The following is a 17,250-nucleotide window of genomic DNA, read 5'->3' as shown; positions in this document are numbered from 1 at the left end:
AACTTTTACCGATGTCAGTTGCTGATTTTTGCCATCTTCAACTCAGCGCCTTCTACTCCCGAAAGAGCGAGTCCGACTCGGTGGACGAGAATTCCTGCCACTACCAAAACTCGGCTGCCGCTTGTATTGATTTTGACGTTGCTGCGGCGATCGCCTCAAAGTGCTCCCACCGTAACCCGAACCGGTCGATCGATTGCCATTTGGCCGTGCTGAGGGTCTTACTGGCTGGTTATATGTAGGCGATCGCAAGCGGCCGGTCGTCCTTAAAACTTGACGGTTTCTCACCACTGGAGGCGGAGTTTGGTAGCGAGTTTGATACTGCTGAACAGCTTGGCTGTAAGTATTACCATACCCGCCATATCCTGTCATAATCCCCGGTTGGTAGACTGGCGGCATATAATATCGCGGTCTAAATAACAAACTGCCGATCGCCTGACCGGCTATAGCCCCAGCAAACGGTGCCCAGAAGCCAGATTGCTGCCGCACTACTACGGTTTGGGGCTGACCTGTTTGAGGGTTATTAACAGTTTCGGTAACGTTGTGGACGTACTCAATTTTAAAATCTTCTGTCAAATGCAAAACCGCTTGATTGTTCTCCAAATTTAGATAACTTTTCTTGCCTGCCGATATTTCTTCATCTGTTAAGCGAGCCATTTGCAAATCCGTAGTGCGGTAAACTGGGGGACTGCCCGGAGGAGTATTCAGCAACATTAAACTGTATTCGCCATCCGCATCGTCGTAGGTAGCTTGCTGTACAGGATATTGACCTTGACTCAAGTTATTATTTGGTGCAGGACGCACTGTGTTAATATTTGGATTCCCAGCAGGATTGGTCGAAGTTTGTCTACTAGGAGAACCGCAGGCGGTTGCCGTCCATAAAAAAGTTAAAGCCATGAAATAAATTGTCAGTTTTCGCAGCATCATAAATAGTAATTTTTAATTTGTAATTGGGCATGGGTTGTTTTATAATTGCTCCTTCTTCCTTCTTCCCGACATCAGTTACATCAATTACACCCGTTACTGAATCCGTTGCCGAACTTCTTCCTTCCTTAAATCGGAATAAGTTCGGGGAAATTGAGCAACACTTGGTCGTTAGTAAGTTCGTCTCCCAACTGTGCGGGAGAAAAGTGAACTTGCACAGCTCGGAGCCTTTCTTGGTAATGTAAATTAATCAGTGCTTTTAAACCGACTTTCAGCGCACTGATGTCCGCGAGGTCAGTTTCTAGGGCAGGAACTTCGCCTTCATACGCCACTGTCAGCATCACCACCACATTTCTAGTTACAGGCAAAGACAATGGGGAATTTTTATCGTAAACAGATGTACTGTATTGAGGCTCGCTGAGATAGCGATCGGCTGAATCAATGAAAAGTTCATCCACATAATCGCCCGCTTCGCCTTCATTCCAAAAAACATCGCCTTCATTGGCGGCTGATTGCCAGTAGTTGTCGTACTGCAAGAGGTGATTGCAAATTTCTACAAGACCTTCTCCTAAAACCGCTATGTCGCCATCGGCATCAATTGCTTTTCTGGCGGTGCGGTTGAGAACTCCTAACAGCGGTGCAACTTCTTCGCCTGTTAGGTGAACGAACACCCGACAAACTGCCACTCGATTTTTACCTGTAAATTGATTGAATCGATCGCGCCAAGCATTCATAATAACCTAGAGTTGTAATCTGTAGGGCTATATTTTCAAACATAACAGGTGATTTGAACTCTTGCCGTCTACCCTCAGATTGATCTGAAGAGTATTTTTAGCGATCGCCTCCACCACATACTATCTCACTATGACTCATCTAATTTTATAGCAGTTTCCAACCGCATCAAATACAGTAGGGAAACGGCACAGCCTTGTCGTGAGGGGGAGTGGCGACTTTTAATAATTGGTATAAGATTGAGGATGGTAACAAAACTTTTTTAAAATTGATATTAATTAAACGCTCCGAGAGCTTTGCCGGAATATGATATTGTGTGCTATCGATTCATCTGTTCTCAATTGTTTGCAATGCTTAGCGATCGCCAGGAAAAGAAATTGTAGGGTAGATAATTTTCACTCAAAAAACCTCCAATCTTGCAAGATTGGAGGTGTGGTAAGCGAATACTTTGGTTTGAAATAACTATTTGACGATCGCGCTTTGGACTTGTTCGATCGCAATTTCAGAACTCAACTCGGCAACTGGCGAAACCGGTAAATCCAGCTCGCCGCCCGGAGCTTCAGGGTGTTCCCGAACGGCTGCAACCGCATCTGCTGACTCAGGTACAGTACCCGCCGCCGCCAAATCTAGCAACGCCGGTACTTCCAGGTATTCAGAAACACCTGCATCTGCGATCGGATCGATCGACTCTTCAAAAACTTCAAAATTATCTGTCATCGCAGCGCAAGCAGCAGAAGCGCGCTTGCCGGCGCGGTAGCTCATGTAGGCCGCACCTGTGCCCCCAAGCCCAGCCAAACCGAGGAAACCGAGAGCTGCTGTTTTGTAAGATTTCCACGGATTCATTCGCTCCGAGCCGCCGGAACCTAAGATTGTTGTCGCAGAACCAGATTTAGCCGCCCCAGATTTGCTGTAGGAACAGGGGAAAGCAGATGCGGCGTCACAAACAGCGATACTGCTTGCGATCGCGACAACGGAAGCAATGCCAGCTAACACTTGAAACTTCTTCATGGTGCTCTGGAGATTGTAAAGGATAATTAAAAAATTAATGGTAACAGCTCTTTACAAATGTATCAACTCTGCGCGGCACCCATATCGAGGATCGATCGCAAAAGTCAGCTATAGCCTCACGCAATTCAAATTTAAATTTGCCAGCTTAAAAATTTGCAATGCTTGCTTTGTAAGCGTTTCGGCAAAAAAAAAGTAGAAGTTAAACTTTTGTGAACCAATACTTAGATCGCGCCCAACTTAGAAAATCCGAGGTGAGACACTAGAAAATTTAGTTACAGACTGGCAAACACTTGGTGACAAACTACTTTTAAGGCTACTTTTGTAAAGGCTTAGTTATTGGAATAACTCTTATTTTTATGACAGACAACGCGACTCAAGGCATTGAGCGAGATCCTCGCCGATTGTTGGTGACGGGCGGGGCTGGATTTATCGGCTCGAATTTTGTGCATCACTGGTGCAGCAGCTATCCGGGCGATCGAGTAATCGTACTTGACGCTTTAACCTACGCCGGAAACAGACAAACCCTGGCAACTTTGGAAGGAGGAGAAAATTTTCGGTTTGTGCAGGGGGATATTTGCGATCGTACCTTAGTCGATACCTTGCTCAAAGAAGAAAACATCACCACAGTCGCGCACTTTGCCGCAGAATCCCACGTTGACAGGTCAATTATCGGTCCTGCAGCCTTTGTTCAAACAAACGTTGTCGGAACCTTCACGCTTTTAGAAGCCTTCCGCAAGCATTTTGAAGCAATTGACGATCCCTCTCTCAAAGCACAAATGCGCTTCCTCCACGTTTCTACCGACGAAGTTTACGGCAGTCTCGGTCCTGATGACCCAGCCTTCACAGAAACAACTGCCTACTCGCCCAACAGTCCCTACTCAGCCTCCAAAGCTGGCAGCGACCACCTCGCCCGCGCCTATTTCCACACCTACGGCGTCCCGACAATTATCACCAACTGTTCCAACAATTACGGCCCCTATCACTTCCCTGAAAAGCTCATTCCATTAATGTGCATCAATATGCTATTGGGCAAACCTCTGCCAGTTTACGGTGACGGTCAAAACGTGCGAGATTGGCTCTACGTTCTCGACCACTGCCGCGCTTTAGATGCCGTTATTCACCGTGGTCAGCCTGGGGAAACCTACAATGTTGGCGGAAACAACGAGGTAAAAAATCTCGATTTAGTAAAAATGCTGTGTCAGCTAATGGACGAATTAGCTGAGGATTTACCCGCCCGTCCTTGCGAACAATTGATCGCATTTGTCAAAGACAGAGCCGGGCACGATCGGCGTTACGCTATTGATGCCAGCAAAATTAAAACTGAGTTAGGTTGGACTCCCTCAGTAACCGTTGAAGAAGGTTTGCGACAGACTGTAGAATGGTACTTAGCCCATCGGGATTGGTGGGAACCCCTGCTTTCGGAGGAATATCAAACTTACTACCGGAAAGTCTACTCTAATTAATCTACTCTTGGACGCACGGGCTACCAAAAACCAGCACCAGTAAAAAACTGGTTTTCAAGCTCAAGAGTGCGTCCAACAAAGGTTTCTGTCTTGCCTTCAAGCTTTACATTTGAACTCTAGGCGCAGAAACGGGGTTTGAGGGAGGAAAATTTTTAGTTGAGTGCGATCGCACAGAGTTAAAAAACCTGTTTTCTTTAATCTTTGCGCCTAATTTCAGATTTAATTAGGGGGAGGTAATTATCACACACATTTGCCCTTGTCAATCATTGTGAAGATTTAGTTAAAAATCATCCGAAGCGCATAAATGCAAGTGTTTGTAGCTGATAATTTTAATAGAGTTACAAGATTAAGCAATTTAGAAGCTTTTAGGAAAAACAAAAAGCACCAATGACCGAAATAAACTGGCTCAAGCACGTCCAAGAACCTAAATACTGGCTGTTAGGCATCGCCTCCGGTTTGATTGCCATACACCTAACTCTAACTTCCAGAACAAACGACACAGACCTATTTGGTACAATGTTACTGTTTTGGGGAGTCGTAGCATTTCTCATTTGGGAAAGGCACGAATCCTTAACTTTTGAAAGCGGAGTTTTTGCCAGCTTCTTTGGGTCATCGTTAATTGCTTTAATATTGCTCAAAAGTTCGTCCATATCTGGATACGACTTTTTTATCCGAGCAACGCCTTTTTTGTCGGGAATCAGTCTCGCATTGCTGGCTTCCGGCACAAAAGGACTAAAACAATATAGGCAGGAACTTCTAATTCTTGGCTATACAGCTATTCCTCCAGGATTGATCGGAGTATTCGTTGATGTCGCCCTATTAACAGCAAAATTTTCAGCTTTCCTCCTCCACTATCTAGGATTTGAAGTGGTGCGAAGAGGGGTTTTTCTAATCCTGGAAAATGGCAGTGTGGAAGTGTATCACGGCTGTTCGGGCGTAAATGCGATGCTACAATTGTTAGGACTAGCTCTGGTTTTCTTATTGATGTTTCCTACCACTACGGGTCAGAAAATGGTATTGCCATTCGTGGCCATAATTACTGCCTTTCTAGTTAATGCCGCGCGAGTTGCTCTCATGGCAGTGCTGGTATCGCTATCTCAACCAGAAGCATTTAAATACTGGCACGAAGGAAATGGTTCGGTAATATTTTCTATGATTGCTGTATTTATTTTCGGGTTATTTTGCTGGTTTGCAATTTTGAAAGACCAACCCCCAAATCAGGAAGGACAGAATTTCTAATGGCTATTACCTCTTGGAAACCACTTAGGCTTTCCCTGTTGGCTGTTACTTTAGGAGGGGTTTTGTTGGTTGCCGGAAAATTGGTTTTCTATCCATCGGACGGCAAGAATGTGGCAACCCCGTTTGAGTTTCCCGAGTCGGTGCCTCTAGCCGATTGGAAACTAAACAAGAGCGCGCTTCTGGAAATTAAGGAAAATTCAGAATTCAGAGCTGCCAGGAAATATGAATATCAAAAAAATAGCATGAGTCTAGAAATAGAGATGCGCTATGCGGTAGACAGCATTGGGGATGTGGAAGGTATGATGAAGGGACATACTATTCTCAAGTCGAATCCTGGTAAACTAGCATTGGCAAACACTCAAGGCGCGGGGTTTCACGGACTTTTGCAACAGCAAAATCGACTGTATTTGAGTTCATGTATCAATCCTCATGGCAGTCCTACAGTAACTTCCCAACAGTTTAGATATAATCGAAATACTCGCGATTGGCAGCCAAACCGTATTCTGTTTTGGTTGTTGGGTAGGGGAAATATTCAAGACCGGCGCTGTTTGTGGACTCAGATGTCTGTGCCTTTGGATAAAACAACTCCAGAAGATGCCAAAAAAATTCTAGAGAATGCTTGGGTTTCTTGGTATGGGTGGTGGCAGCCGCGATTTCCCGAGCCTTGAGTCGAGTCAGTGGATTTTAGATTTTAGCTTTTAGCTTTTAGATTTACTCCACAGGTGAATCTGGAAGCTGGAACAAGAGTCTAAAATTTTTGATTCTCCACGACTGTTGTCGGGGGCTTGTATCCGTTCTTGGGCGGGGTCAAGAGAGATTTTTCTTAACAACAACTCTGATTATTTTATGAATGACTTACAAGGCGAACAAGGTTTTTCTATCTACAGACTGCGTTGGATTGGCTACGGTCTATTAATTTTGTCTGTATTAGATACGATTGCAGTTCTTATACCAGCAAATTTTGGCAATCGCCTCTGGGAATTGCAGACGATTGGGGCAGTAGTGGAACGGGTTCCCGTTCCACTACTGGCAATGGCGCTGATATTTTTTGGAGAAGGGTACGATCGCAGAGGTTTGGAAGAGGTTTTTTTGAAGGTTTTGTCTTGGGTTTGTCTGCTGCTAGGTCTACTTTTTCTGTTGATGCTGCCTTTGGGAATTTTTGGCACTATCTATGTCAACAACCAAAACAACCAGCAAATTACTACTCAAGCAAACCAACAATTAGCTCAGTTGCAGCAGGTGGAAGATCGGCTAAAGAAGGGTAGTCCTGAAGATTTAAGGAATTTGGCGGGGGAACTTACCCGTTTGGGGGTACAAGCGGATACGCAAAACCCACAGCAATTGAAAGAGCAAATTCTTTCGAGAATTACTCCGGCTAAGGAACGATTACAGACGCAAAGTGCTGCGGTTCAGTCAAATCAGCGCGTGGGGTTATTTAAAAATGCTGTTAAGTGGCTGCTGGGCGCGCTGATTTCTAGTGTTTTGTTTTTTACGCTGTGGCGCGGTACTGACTGGGCTCGCTAGTAGTTTTGAGTTTTAAGTGGAGAGTTTTGAGCTAGTAAGGTGCGCCTAGCGCACCCGGAGAGCGTTGTTGAGGACTAAGATTCGCCCTGTGCACGCAGTCGGCTCAGAAGCGGTGAAGAAGACTCTCAAACTCAGGAAATTTCGTTGGGGGAGCGCTCCCTCTTCTTGTTTTCAAAAGATATCGGTAATGAATCTTGTTTATTGCCGATAGCCAACACCTAGAATGAGCCAGATCTGTCGTTAGCGCAGCCCTCGAAGAGGATCGCACCTTGAGAGGGCTGGCCTTGTGCAATCCACAATCTCAAATCCACAATTTAAAACCCACAATCTAACATCTACAATCTAAAATCGATTGATGGTATTTTCTAGTTTGTCGGCAATGCCTTCAACCCAGTTTTCATCTTGTTTTGTATAGCTGCGGGGTGCGTTAGCACCTAAAATTAAAACGCCTTGGGTGCCGATCGGCTGACAGATAACTCCTTGAGTATTTTCTGGCAAATAGTCAAATTCTATTCTACCAGGATAAATATTGAGATTTACTAAATAAACTGGTTTATTTTTGTCGAGCACTCGCTGCAATATCGGCCCTGGTTTGACTTCGGGATTGATGCCTAAAATGCCACGCCGCAATAGGACTTTTCCCTGATACACAATTACGATCGACCTTGTGGCGGTATTTGTCAACAGCAAACGCGACGCCCAGGCTAATTCTATTTTCACAGCCTCCGGCAACTCCGGCGCAAATTCAAAACCTTCTTCGCCGATAAGTTTTACGGAATCGGGCGATCGCGCTTGCACCTGCTGCCACAGCAAACCTGTTAAAATCAGCAAAGCGCTGACAATTACTCCCAAAGCGTCCGATCGAGCTTGAGAATCTGTGATTTGCTCTGTCAGCAAGCGGTTGACCATTAGCAGCGTACCTGCTAATCCTCCTGCAACTAAGGGCAATTGTCGCAAAACTCTATTGGGATCAGATTTAGTCATTACTCAGCAATCATTAGTCATTAGTCATTGGTAATTGGTAGTTGGTAATTTAACTAATGCCAACTGCCAACTGCCAACTGACTTTATCCTACTTCTCCAATTTCGACAATTCGCTGGAAGAGATAGCCGGTGCCGCGGGCGGTGAGAATTAATTCGGGATTGCTGGGGTCGTCTTCCAACTTTGCCCTAAGTCGCGAGATGTGAACATCCACTACGCGGGTGTCTACGTGGCGTTCTGGCGTGTATCCCCACACTTCCTGCAAAATTTCCGATCGCGAAAAAGGCTCTCCAGAACGGCTGACAAGCAGTTCTAACAGGCTGAATTCCATGCCCGTGAGCCGAATTCGTTCGTCGCCTTTGTAAACTTGGCGCTTGTTGGTGTCAATCCTAATATTGGTGACATGGATGACTCCGGAGCTGGGAATTCCCGATGCTCCGTTTTTGTCAACCCTCCGCAGTACCGAACGGATGCGGGCTTCGAGTTCTTTGGGAGAGAAAGGTTTGACGACGTAATCGTCTGCGCCCAATTCTAAACCGGTGATGCGATCGGCTACGTCTCCCAAAGCGGTTAGCATGATGATGGGTACGTCTGACTCTTTTCGCAACTCCTGACAGACGCCGTAACCGTCTAGCTTCGGCATCATCACGTCCAAAACCACTAAGTCGGGTTCGGTGTTGCGAAATGTTTCGAGAGCTTCTTCGCCGTCAGCAGCGGTGACGACATCGTAGCCAATCATGGAAAGGCGAGTCTCCAGAATGCGGCGGATACTGGCTTCGTCATCGACTACCAGAATTTTTTCTTTATGGTTTTCCAAGTTACCGAGCACTCCTTAAGTTACATTTCAGATAATGTTAATTTTTTGTACCCTATCATTAAGACACAGATTGAATCATGTGTTGCGGTCGGTCTGAAAGCGTGATAATTGCTTTAACTCAGACTTTTCTAAATGTTAGGGTGACTATTTATCATAGTAAACAATGCCTAAGCCTCGAATACAATATATTTGTCGGGAATGCGGGTATGATTCACCACAATATTTTGGCAGGTGTCCTAGCTGTCAGAAGTGGGATTCTTTTGACGAGCAGGTAGAACAACCTACTGCTGGTGTGTCGCGGGCTGGTTTAACTGGGGTGACAACTAAGACAGTGGGCGGTTCGCCCCCTGATAAGTCGAAGGGTCAACCGAGGGTATCTTTCAGATTATCGCAGATTTCCGACCAAACTCAGTCTCGCTGGCCTTCTGGCTACGGAGAGCTCGATCGAGTTTTGGGAGGCGGGATTGTTCCGGGCTCGCTGGTGTTGATTGGGGGGGAACCGGGAATCGGGAAATCGACGCTGCTGTTGCAGGTGGCGAATATGTTGTCCCGCAAGGATCGGATACTGTATGTCAGTGCGGAGGAGTCCGGCCAGCAGGTGAAGTTGCGATCGCAGCGTTTGGGCGTTGCTAATCCGGTTGAGTTGTCAAGCAACGGCGGGCATAAATCCGGCAGCAACGGGGAAGCTAAAAAGGATTCCGAGGACAATTCAGCGGAGAATTTCTATTTGCTTCCAGAGACGGATTTAGAAGTTGTTTTGCGGGAGTTGGAAGCGCTGAAACCGAATGTGGCGGTGATTGACAGCATCCAAACTATTTATTTTGCTAGTTTAACATCGGCTCCGGGTTCGGTCGCTCAGGTGCGGGAATGTACTTCGGCTTTGATGCAGGTTGCGAAAAGAGAAAATATTACTTTATTTATTGTCGGTCACGTTACGAAAGATGGAGCTTTGGCCGGGCCGAGGGTTTTGGAACATTTGGTAGATACTGTACTGTATTTTGAGGGCGATCGCTTTGCTTCTCACCGACTTTTGCGAGCGATGAAAAACCGTTTTGGCGCGACTCACGAAATGGGTGTTTTTGAAATGGTAGCCAACGGTTTGCGAGAAGTAGATAATCCGTCTGAGTTGTTTTTAGGGAATAGAGATGAATTTTCGCCCGGTACTTCGACGACTGTTACTTGCGAAGGAACTCGACCGATTTTAGTAGAAATTCAGGCGTTAGTCAGCCCTGCAAGTTTCGGTTCGCCACGCCGCACTACTACTGGTGTGGACAATGCTAGATTGCAGCAAATTTTAGCTGTTTTGGAGAAAAGGGTGGGGATTCCTTTATCTAAATTAGATGTGATTTTGGCGACGGTGGGCGGGTTGAAGGTGGATGAACCGGCGGCGGATTTGTCAGTTGCGATCGCCGTTGTGGCCAGTTTTCGCGATCGGGTAATCGATGCACGCACAGTTTTGCTCGGAGAAGTTGGTTTGGGGGGACAGGTGCGGCCGGTTTCACAATTAGAATTGCGGCTGAGGGAAGCCGCAAAATTGGGTTTCAAAAGAGCGATTATTCCTAAGAATCAACCGGTGCCGGAGTTGGGGATGGAGATTATTCCGGTGGCGAAAGTAATCGATGCAATAATTGCGGCGATTCCGGCTACTCCGGCTCAGTTGCAGTCAGTTGATATGGAGTTGCAGTCGGTTGATTTGGAGGAAGATGATTTGTTTAATTGAGTTAGAATAGTGATGTTGTAAATGGAGATTAAGGAGGCACGAATTATGTATCAACTAGATATTATTGAGTACCAAAAAAAGCTTATGGAATTAATCGAAGCGGCGAGGAGAGGGTAAGAAATTGCGATTACTCAAGATAACCAGCCTGTTGTAAAATTGGTAGGAATACCGCCAGCTAATAAGAAGCGCTGGCCATCCAAAGCTGGGAGTGCTAAAGGAATGGTTTGGATGTCCGATGATTTTGACGAACCGCTAGAAGAGTTTAAGGAGTATATGGAATGAGGTTGTTGTCGGACACTCATACTTTCACTTGGTATGTCACGGACAACCCTAGACTTAGCGCCCATGTCAAACTGCTAATTGAGGATGAAAATAACGACAAGCTAGTCAGTATAGCTACCCTCTGGAAAATGGCGATTAAGCACAGCATAGGCAGGCTAAACTTTAGTGTGCCTTTTATAACGAATCACCTGCGAGCAAGAGTTTTTTAGTAGAAGCAGAGGTGGCTATTTAATGTCAAAGTTTCCTGTAGATGCTTCTAAAAGACGAGTCATCAGAACATTTCAGTTGTTGGGTTTTCGGATTATTAGAGAAGGCGAACATATTGTCATGGTGTGAGAGAATCAGAATGGCACGGAGGCTCCGTTAGTAAGGCCTAACCACGATCACATAAAATCAGGGGTACTGAAAGCAATTTGTACTCAGGTGGGAATTTCTAGAGAGGGATTTTTAATAGCTTATGCACAAATTTGAGTGCAGATGCTATCTACGATAACACTTGAAATATGTCAAATTAGAAATTGCCTTTTTTGAGGTGCGTTTTAAATCAAAAATGAAAAAATCAAAAAGACGCAAAAATCAGTGGTCAAATGAACTAAACGACATCATTCGAGGTGCATCTGGTGGCTTTTTGTTCGGGATTCCCCTGCTTTATACGATGGAGGTTTGGTGGATCGGTTCGTATACTAAACCAGCGGAAATGTCGATCGCGATCGCAACTACTTTTATCGTGGTTTTCTTGCTGACTCGCACTGAAGGTTTTCGCAAAACTAAGGACATCCGCTGGCTAGATGCTGCAATCGATACCGTAGAAGCGATCGCCATCGGCATTGTCTGCGCGGCTTTTGTCCTGTTTTTGCTCAGGGAAATTACGCCAGAGACTCCGCTGCAACAAACTTTGGGGAAAATCATCTTTGAAGGCCTGCCGTTTGCGTTGGGAGTGGCCTTAGCAACCGGTTTCTTGAGCGGCGATCGCTATCAAAGTTCAGACAGCGACAGCGAACCTAATATTAACCCAACTTTAGCAGATATTGGCGCTACTCTAATTGGCGCGATGATCATTGCTTTCAACATTGCCCCAACAGACGAAATTCCCATGCTAGCAGCAGGTATTTCGCCACCTTGGCAATTAGCAATTATCGCTGCTTCCCTACTAATTTCCTACGGTATTGTATTTGTAGCCGGCTTTACTTATCAAGCAAAACGGCAGCAGCAGCAAGGGATTTTTCAGCGTCCCCTCAGCGAAACTGTCATGGCCTATTTAGTGTCGCTGGTGGCTTCTGCATTTATGATGTTTTTCTTCCACAAACTCAGTTTTGACGACCCGTGGTCGATTTGGTTGAGCTATACGTTAGTATTAGGATTGCCAGCGACTATTGGTGGCGCGGCGGGGAGGTTGGCGGTATGAGTGAAAGTAATAACGAACAGCAACCAAAAAGAACTTTTGCTGAATGGGCGACATTTGTGATCGCCTGCTTGATCCTGTTTACCATCACCGGGCTCGTACTCTACAACTGGGTGACTAAAAAGCAGGAACCTCCGATTATTTCTGTGACTCGCAACACGCCTATTCGCGAAAATCAAGGGCAATTTTACGTACCGTTTACAGTGACAAACACGGGCGGCGAAACGGCAGAATCAGTGCAAATTATTGCCGAACTGCGCGTCAACGGCGAAGTCTTGGAATCCGGCGACCAGCAAATTGATTTTTTGTCAAGCGGTGAAACTCAACAAGGAGCTTTTATCTTCAGCCGCAACCCCAGTCAAGGTCAATTGATTGTGCGATCTAGCAGTTATAAACTACCTTAACAAAGTTTTCAACTCTCGTGTCCGGTAAGTGTGACCCTAATAAAACTTTGTCGCTGGGTGGGGGCGGGTTTAAAAATACTTTGGTTATTAAGCAGACATACGGGTGAACCCGCCCCGACCTCAATATTGTAGTGCGATCGAGCTACCGCTTCACCAGATTGTGTTCCCATTTCCAAACACAGCTAGAAATCAAATTCGTGCAGATATGAGCGGTAATTGGCACTAACAAATTCCCAGTAGCTAAAACACTGTAACCCAACAGCAATCCCACAGCCGTTGCCCAAACAGCATAAGGCCACTGATCCATGCCTCCCAAGTGCAGAATACCGAAACAAAAACTCGATAAAACTAAACTGGTAACATTCAATCCCAAAGCAGACAGCATCACGCCTCGAAATAGCAATTCTTCGCTAAGTCCCGGCAGCAGTCCCAGCCAAATCAAATCCGGCCAAAACAAAGGTTTGAGCACTACTTCCAAGTAAACGTCTGCACTCCGGCGATAACCCGGCCAGAGGTGATAAACGATCGCACTACCGGCTGTAATTGCCAGCCCGATCGCACATCCTTTTAACAAGTCCATTCCTATCAATTTGACTGGCAAAAGCGATACCGATCCAAATAGCAACCACAATTTAGCTACCGCCAGCAACATAATTGCTGTCACGCCCATTGCTACTAAAACTTGGGTGCGCGTCAAGGGTTCAATTTCAGGATTTCCGGGAAGTTTTTCTGCCACTTAATCAATTTTAGATTTGAGGTTTGAGATTTTAGATTTGTTTTGTTGAGTCAGACAAACAACGCAGGGAGGAGATGTCTGCACCCAAGGAAGCTGGACTGATGCCGGCTCGCAAAGCGACCAAAACTCCGATCGCCTCTAAATATGAGTTTACCTGCAAAGCTTTGATTCCGAGTTTTTCTGGAGTCGCCTGCATCTGGGTTTTGTTGTCGCCCACAGCGATGATTTGTACGGACGATCGCCTACTCAAACTCAGAATAGCACTGCCGCCGCAGGCTGTGGCGGGTATTACCACCGCATCGACTCGATCGGCGGTAATTGATAATTGATTGTGCTGCTGGCTTTCTGGCGCTACGAATTGGGGAGCTTTGCTGAGGCCGGCAAGGACGCAAGGTAGGAAAGTATAGCCGATTTCCTCAGCAGCCGATCGCGGGGACAGGTGCAGATCGAGGGGAAGCGCAGACAGCGCGGGGGCGTGGGCGCAGGGGATTTTAAACGTCCTGACAATGAGGTGGCTGATCACAGCTTCCGCGCCGGCGAGGGGGTCAACTCCTTTGCCGCGGCGGTAGTTTTCGAGGGCGAGGCTGCCTTCATCGTCGGGAAATCTGGCTACAACTGCGATCGCCTCTACTCTTGCTTGTTCGATTAATTTTTCTGCAGCGTGCAATAAACTGTCGGGATTGCCGATCGTCCCCCAGGATGCCCCTGATTCAGAAATACGCAATTCTACTTGCAGGGGGCGATCGGTTAAAACACAATCAGTTATATTCAAGCCCAATGTAGCTCTCACTGCATCAGCCGCTTGCAAGTGGCGCAACTGCAAGTCGGGTTCAATGCCAGCATCGAGGATTAAGCCGATGCGATTTTGATGTACCGGTTGCAGTCCCCAGCATCCGGTAGCAAATTTGTCAAGGGCGTAACCTTCAACGTAGAGAGCGTTAGGTATCGGCCAATAAAGTTGAGCGCCGTTGAGGACGTTGGGGTGAGTGATCAGGGTGTCTGAAATTTGGGCGATCGCCCTAGCCACCGGCAGGGCATCTCCTGCAAACCCACCAATCGAGGCTCCAACGCCTGTGGGGACTATCAAAACCACTGTCAAAGGGCGGGGGTTCACGGTGTTGCGGGGGATGCTTCCACGAGCACGTAGCCTTCTACCACAGCCTTTTGCCGATCGACATCCACGTCTGTGACTGCCCACCGCAGGGGTTCGCCGTACTTTTGAAGTTCAATTTCAATCGCCGAGTGCAGTTGCTCGGCAGTCTCGTGGAGGTCAACTTCTGCGGAAATGAAATGGGTGGTCATAGGGCGATCCATAGTGGTTTTACCGCTAACGGTACTTAGGTCAATTTTAGCTTAGTCCTAGGATTTACCGAATTGGCGATCGTACACAATGTCTTCTTTTTCTGTTTCTATCTTCAAGTTTGATCGGGGATAAGCAACGCACAGCAACACATAACCTTCTGCCTGAAGATCGGGACTAACGCCCATACCATCAGCTTGATCGACCTTCCCTTCAATAATTTTACCAGCACAGGTAGTACAAACCCCCGCATTGCATGAACTCGGCAACTCAATGCCGGCGTCGTTAGCGGCGCGGAGAATTTGTTTATCTTCGGGTACTTCTACGGTATAGGTAGAGCCTTGGTGGATCAATTCAACAGTGTAAGTCTTAGACATATTTCAATTATTGGTTTTAATTCCCCAATTGGAATTTACGCTAGATTTGGAAACAAAGCAATCAGTATTTTACCGCTGTTTGTGCTTTTGTGCAAATTTACAACTGCTGTTTTTATTGATAATTTTTTTTATTAATTGGCTGGGCGAGCGATGGCGTCCCGCCCCGCAAGCTAGGGCATTTTGTCAATGACTTTTTCACAAATTATTACAATAGTCACGGCGGAACTCTGCGACAAAGCACTTATACCTAATTAATTTTTTGCCTTCAAGCCAACAACTCATCAACCGCAACACTAAAACCCGGCAGCACTAGCTGAGTGCTGACTGTAGAACCCAGGTTAAAAGTTAACTTTTGAGTTTGAGTCATTATCAATATCCAGCGACTTTCTGGAAAAACAATCCAAGCTTCCAGACAACCTGAATCTAAATATTCTTTTGCTTTTAGAAATATTTCTTCCGCAATATCAGTAGGAGAAACTATTTCAGCAATTAACGGCGGGCTTTGAGGCAAAGTAGGAACATCGCCATATTGAGCAACAAGTTCTGGAGTCAGATAAGCTACATCAGGACGGCGCACTCGCCTGTCAGTACGGCAAGGAACTTCTGTATACACTTCGCCGCCTTGTCCGCTAGATATCTTATAACTTCTCCAAGAATAATCTAGTCTAGATTGGATTCGACTGTGTTTTACTGTCATGCCATTTTTCTCCGAGAGTTGGCCGTCCACCCATTCCATATCGTCGGAGGGATTAGCCATGAAGTCTTCTAGAGAAACATTTTCTGATAAAACACCAGCCATTACCATAGCTATTTACCTCCTTATAACTCCTAATTAACTTCGGCGGAAAGGTGCCAATTACGGACCCTACATTTTATCTTTCTTTGTCAACTCCATTACTAATGCCCAATGCCCAATTACCAATTTACTCAATATTAATTTGATTGGGAGGTTTAGGTTGATCCGGCTTCTCATCCTTCAAAGTTTTACGCCCAGAACTAGCATAATCCTTGTACAAATCCACAAACATCTTTGTCAACTGCTGCAAAGAAAGTTGTTCCCCATTAATTTGAGCTTTCATATAAGCTTTAAGCACTTCAATGTAAGCCAAACCGAGGGCAAGCGTGAGAGTTGCTGCCGTTGCACCAGAGATAGCACCGCCGACAACTGTACCCGCACCAGGAATCATTTTAATCAAATTAGTAACAATACTTCTGCCAACAGCAGTAACCCCGCCAGCGCCGCTAATAGCAGACAACATCGCCGAAATAAACCCCTTATCAAAGGGCATTCCAAAAATCACAGTAATATTAGCAATCATTGCCGTTTGCATCGTCATCAAAATCGGCGCATCAGCAAACGGTACAGGAGTCGCACCGACAATTGCAGAACCTGCAACATAAGCACTTAGATATTTAAATGCCATATCGGATTTGAGCGCAATATTTGCAATTTGTTCTTTAACAAAAGCTTTTTTAGCTACTTCCGGCAGCAGTTGAAAAGTTGCATCTACCAACTTATCTAAACCGTGAGATTTTACTGTATAATCCTCATCGATTTCTTCAGGTTCAGCCATGACGGGGATGATTTGACTGACGGGCAAATTCATGTGTTCCAGTTGCTTGAAAAACTCGCTGGGCTTTTTGGATGTAGTTTGAGTCAAAACTAAAATCACTGGTACATCTTTGACTTCCATTTCTTTTAGCCAGCTTTCCTCCACAGATTCTATTCTATTGGCGCTGTGATTGATGCAGTACCAGATGACGTGAATGTGTTCTTTTGGGTGCAGGAGTCTTTGGTCTTCAATTAGTTTAGCAACGTTTAATTGAATAATTTTAATTTGTTCGGCGTTGAGTTCGAGTCCGGGAGTATCGTAGACTGTAATTGGGCAATTCGGTTTGGTATATTGGCGAATGCCTTGAGTTATGGGGCGGCCGACTCCGGTTTCTGCTAAGCGTTTGCGAAAAACTGAATTTATCAGGGTACTTTTGCCGACGCCAGTTTTGCCGATGACTAAAACATTGCACTGTCCCACTTGGTTTTCTGCGTCTTTGAAGGCGTAGTAACTTCTATTTAAAAGCTCGTCTAAGGAAAAGTCGTCTGACATGGCGGTTTGCTCCGATAAGGGTGGGATATTAAATCTGGATTAAACACCACCGAATAGAATTGCGATGCTTTACAAACGAAGTCCGCGAATGCGGGCTGGGGGAGTCTTAAGAATATTGTAGCAATTTGATTTAAGAACTGGTGCAACGGGTAGAGGAGAGTGGGTGCATCTCACTTTGGCACATACATCAAATTGAAAGTTGACCGTTGAGATAAGCACAGCGAAGAGCCAGGATAGA

Annotated in this window: 19 protein-coding genes; 8 read left to right on the top strand and 11 right to left on the bottom strand. The window is 45.8% G+C overall.

Features of this window, described 5'->3' with window-relative positions; all coding sequences use genetic code 11:
* Nucleotides 1-42 precede the first annotated feature (42 nt).
* The 3 genes from QUA27_RS16075 to QUA27_RS16065 form a co-directional block, all read right to left on the bottom strand.
* On the bottom strand, nt 43-924 hold the full coding sequence (locus QUA27_RS16075; protein ID WP_333069045.1) for a hypothetical protein: 882 nt from the start codon (nt 922-924) through the stop codon (nt 43-45).
* A 125-nt stretch (nt 925-1,049) separates the two neighbouring features.
* Nucleotides 1,050-1,655 carry a DUF1517 domain-containing protein gene (locus tag QUA27_RS16070; protein WP_333069044.1) on the bottom strand — a complete coding sequence of 202 codons (606 nt, stop codon included), beginning with the start codon at nt 1,653-1,655 and terminating at the stop codon, nt 1,050-1,052.
* A 460-nt stretch (nt 1,656-2,115) separates the two neighbouring features.
* Nucleotides 2,116-2,661, bottom strand: a complete 546-nt coding sequence (locus QUA27_RS16065; protein WP_333069042.1) for a hypothetical protein — start codon at nt 2,659-2,661, stop codon at nt 2,116-2,118.
* Nucleotides 2,662-3,017: 356 nt separating this feature from the next.
* On the opposite strand from QUA27_RS16065, the gene rfbB reads away from it, so the two are divergent.
* From rfbB to hpsJ-A, 4 genes are all read left to right on the top strand, one after another.
* Complete coding sequence (rfbB, locus tag QUA27_RS16060) at nt 3,018-4,124, top strand: dTDP-glucose 4,6-dehydratase (protein ID WP_333069041.1); 1,107 nt, start codon at nt 3,018-3,020, stop codon at nt 4,122-4,124.
* Nucleotides 4,125-4,511: 387 nt separating this feature from the next.
* Nucleotides 4,512-5,363, top strand: a complete 852-nt coding sequence (gene crtA, locus QUA27_RS16055; RefSeq protein WP_333069039.1) for a cyanoexosortase A — start codon at nt 4,512-4,514, stop codon at nt 5,361-5,363.
* A complete protein-coding gene (locus tag QUA27_RS16050) occupies nt 5,363-6,031 on the top strand; it encodes a cyanoexosortase A system-associated protein (RefSeq protein WP_333069037.1) in 669 nt (222 codons plus the stop codon). Before crtA ends, QUA27_RS16050 begins: the two co-directional genes overlap by 1 nt.
* A 178-nt stretch (nt 6,032-6,209) precedes the next feature.
* A complete protein-coding gene (gene hpsJ-A, locus QUA27_RS16045; protein ID WP_333069035.1) occupies nt 6,210-6,887 on the top strand; it encodes an HpsJ-like protein, cyanoexosortase A-associated in 678 nt (225 codons plus the stop codon).
* 342 nt (nt 6,888-7,229) lie between these two features.
* Here hpsJ-A and QUA27_RS16040 read toward each other — a convergent pair whose 3' ends face one another.
* The gene (locus tag QUA27_RS16040) at nt 7,230-7,871 is read right to left on the bottom strand and encodes a cofactor assembly of complex C subunit B (RefSeq protein ID WP_333069034.1); all 642 of its coding nucleotides are present in this window, start codon (nt 7,869-7,871) and stop codon (nt 7,230-7,232) included.
* 83 nt (nt 7,872-7,954) lie between these two features.
* Entirely contained in the window at nt 7,955-8,686 is a 732-nt protein-coding gene (gene rpaB / locus QUA27_RS16035) for a response regulator transcription factor RpaB (protein ID WP_071587789.1), read from the bottom strand.
* Between the two features lie 163 nt (nt 8,687-8,849).
* On the opposite strand from rpaB, the gene radA reads away from it, so the two are divergent.
* From radA to QUA27_RS16015, 4 genes are all read left to right on the top strand, one after another.
* Nucleotides 8,850-10,406 (top strand): DNA repair protein RadA, encoded by a 1,557-nt coding sequence (gene radA, locus QUA27_RS16030; protein WP_333069032.1) that lies wholly within the window; start codon nt 8,850-8,852, stop codon nt 10,404-10,406.
* A 156-nt stretch (nt 10,407-10,562) separates the two neighbouring features.
* The gene (locus QUA27_RS16025; RefSeq protein WP_333069031.1) at nt 10,563-10,688 is read left to right on the top strand and encodes a DUF2281 domain-containing protein; all 126 of its coding nucleotides are present in this window, start codon (nt 10,563-10,565) and stop codon (nt 10,686-10,688) included.
* 550 nt (nt 10,689-11,238) lie between these two features.
* Nucleotides 11,239-12,093 (top strand): TIGR02587 family membrane protein, encoded by an 855-nt coding sequence (locus QUA27_RS16020; RefSeq protein WP_333069030.1) that lies wholly within the window; start codon nt 11,239-11,241, stop codon nt 12,091-12,093.
* Nucleotides 12,090-12,494 (top strand): TIGR02588 family protein, encoded by a 405-nt coding sequence (locus QUA27_RS16015; protein WP_333069029.1) that lies wholly within the window; start codon nt 12,090-12,092, stop codon nt 12,492-12,494. The genes QUA27_RS16020 and QUA27_RS16015 overlap by 4 nt, the downstream gene beginning before the upstream one ends.
* Nucleotides 12,495-12,636: 142 nt before the next feature.
* On the opposite strand, the gene QUA27_RS16010 is transcribed toward QUA27_RS16015, so the two are convergent.
* The 6 genes from QUA27_RS16010 to QUA27_RS15985 form a co-directional block, all read right to left on the bottom strand.
* Nucleotides 12,637-13,230 (bottom strand): CPBP family intramembrane glutamic endopeptidase, encoded by a 594-nt coding sequence (locus QUA27_RS16010; RefSeq protein ID WP_333069028.1) that lies wholly within the window; start codon nt 13,228-13,230, stop codon nt 12,637-12,639.
* A 31-nt stretch (nt 13,231-13,261) separates the two neighbouring features.
* Nucleotides 13,262-14,344 carry a DUF3326 domain-containing protein gene (locus tag QUA27_RS16005; RefSeq protein ID WP_333069027.1) on the bottom strand — a complete coding sequence of 361 codons (1,083 nt, stop codon included), beginning with the start codon at nt 14,342-14,344 and terminating at the stop codon, nt 13,262-13,264.
* Nucleotides 14,341-14,532 (bottom strand): DUF8621 family protein, encoded by a 192-nt coding sequence (locus tag QUA27_RS16000; RefSeq protein ID WP_015175652.1) that lies wholly within the window; start codon nt 14,530-14,532, stop codon nt 14,341-14,343. Before QUA27_RS16000 ends, QUA27_RS16005 begins: the two co-directional genes overlap by 4 nt.
* Nucleotides 14,533-14,589: 57 nt before the next feature.
* A complete protein-coding gene (locus QUA27_RS15995; RefSeq protein WP_333069026.1) occupies nt 14,590-14,907 on the bottom strand; it encodes a 2Fe-2S iron-sulfur cluster-binding protein in 318 nt (105 codons plus the stop codon).
* 265 nt (nt 14,908-15,172) lie between these two features.
* Nucleotides 15,173-15,712, bottom strand: a complete 540-nt coding sequence (locus QUA27_RS15990) for a Uma2 family endonuclease (RefSeq protein WP_333069025.1) — start codon at nt 15,710-15,712, stop codon at nt 15,173-15,175.
* Between the two features lie 118 nt (nt 15,713-15,830).
* Nucleotides 15,831-17,012, bottom strand: a complete 1,182-nt coding sequence (locus QUA27_RS15985; RefSeq protein ID WP_333069024.1) for a YcjF family protein — start codon at nt 17,010-17,012, stop codon at nt 15,831-15,833.
* Between the last annotated feature and the right edge of the window lie 238 nt (nt 17,013-17,250).

The sequence above is a fragment of the Microcoleus harperi Pol14_C6 genome, assembly GCF_036701295.1.
Classification (GTDB): domain Bacteria; phylum Cyanobacteriota; class Cyanobacteriia; order Cyanobacteriales; family Microcoleaceae; genus Microcoleus.
This window is presented reverse-complemented; position numbering and strand designations above follow the sequence as displayed.

Coding starts and splice junctions, on each gene's coding strand:
- QUA27_RS16020 (WP_333069030.1), top strand. CDS start 11,239: ATGAAAAAATCAAAAAGACGCAAAAATCAGTGGTCAAATGAACTAAAC.
- hpsJ-A (WP_333069035.1), top strand. CDS start 6,210: ATGAATGACTTACAAGGCGAACAAGGTTTTTCTATCTACAGACTGCGT.
- QUA27_RS15990 (WP_333069025.1), bottom strand. CDS start 15,712: ATGGTAATGGCTGGTGTTTTATCAGAAAATGTTTCTCTAGAAGACTTC.
- QUA27_RS15985 (WP_333069024.1), bottom strand. CDS start 17,012: ATGTCAGACGACTTTTCCTTAGACGAGCTTTTAAATAGAAGTTACTAC.
- QUA27_RS16015 (WP_333069029.1), top strand. CDS start 12,090: ATGAGTGAAAGTAATAACGAACAGCAACCAAAAAGAACTTTTGCTGAA.
- QUA27_RS16065 (WP_333069042.1), bottom strand. CDS start 2,661: ATGAAGAAGTTTCAAGTGTTAGCTGGCATTGCTTCCGTTGTCGCGATC.
- crtA (WP_333069039.1), top strand. CDS start 4,512: ATGACCGAAATAAACTGGCTCAAGCACGTCCAAGAACCTAAATACTGG.
- rfbB (WP_333069041.1), top strand. CDS start 3,018: ATGACAGACAACGCGACTCAAGGCATTGAGCGAGATCCTCGCCGATTG.
- QUA27_RS16040 (WP_333069034.1), bottom strand. CDS start 7,871: ATGACTAAATCTGATCCCAATAGAGTTTTGCGACAATTGCCCTTAGTT.
- QUA27_RS16070 (WP_333069044.1), bottom strand. CDS start 1,655: ATGAATGCTTGGCGCGATCGATTCAATCAATTTACAGGTAAAAATCGA.
- QUA27_RS16000 (WP_015175652.1), bottom strand. CDS start 14,532: ATGACCACCCATTTCATTTCCGCAGAAGTTGACCTCCACGAGACTGCC.
- QUA27_RS16075 (WP_333069045.1), bottom strand. CDS start 924: ATGATGCTGCGAAAACTGACAATTTATTTCATGGCTTTAACTTTTTTA.
- QUA27_RS16050 (WP_333069037.1), top strand. CDS start 5,363: ATGGCTATTACCTCTTGGAAACCACTTAGGCTTTCCCTGTTGGCTGTT.
- QUA27_RS15995 (WP_333069026.1), bottom strand. CDS start 14,907: ATGTCTAAGACTTACACTGTTGAATTGATCCACCAAGGCTCTACCTAT.
- radA (WP_333069032.1), top strand. CDS start 8,850: ATGCCTAAGCCTCGAATACAATATATTTGTCGGGAATGCGGGTATGAT.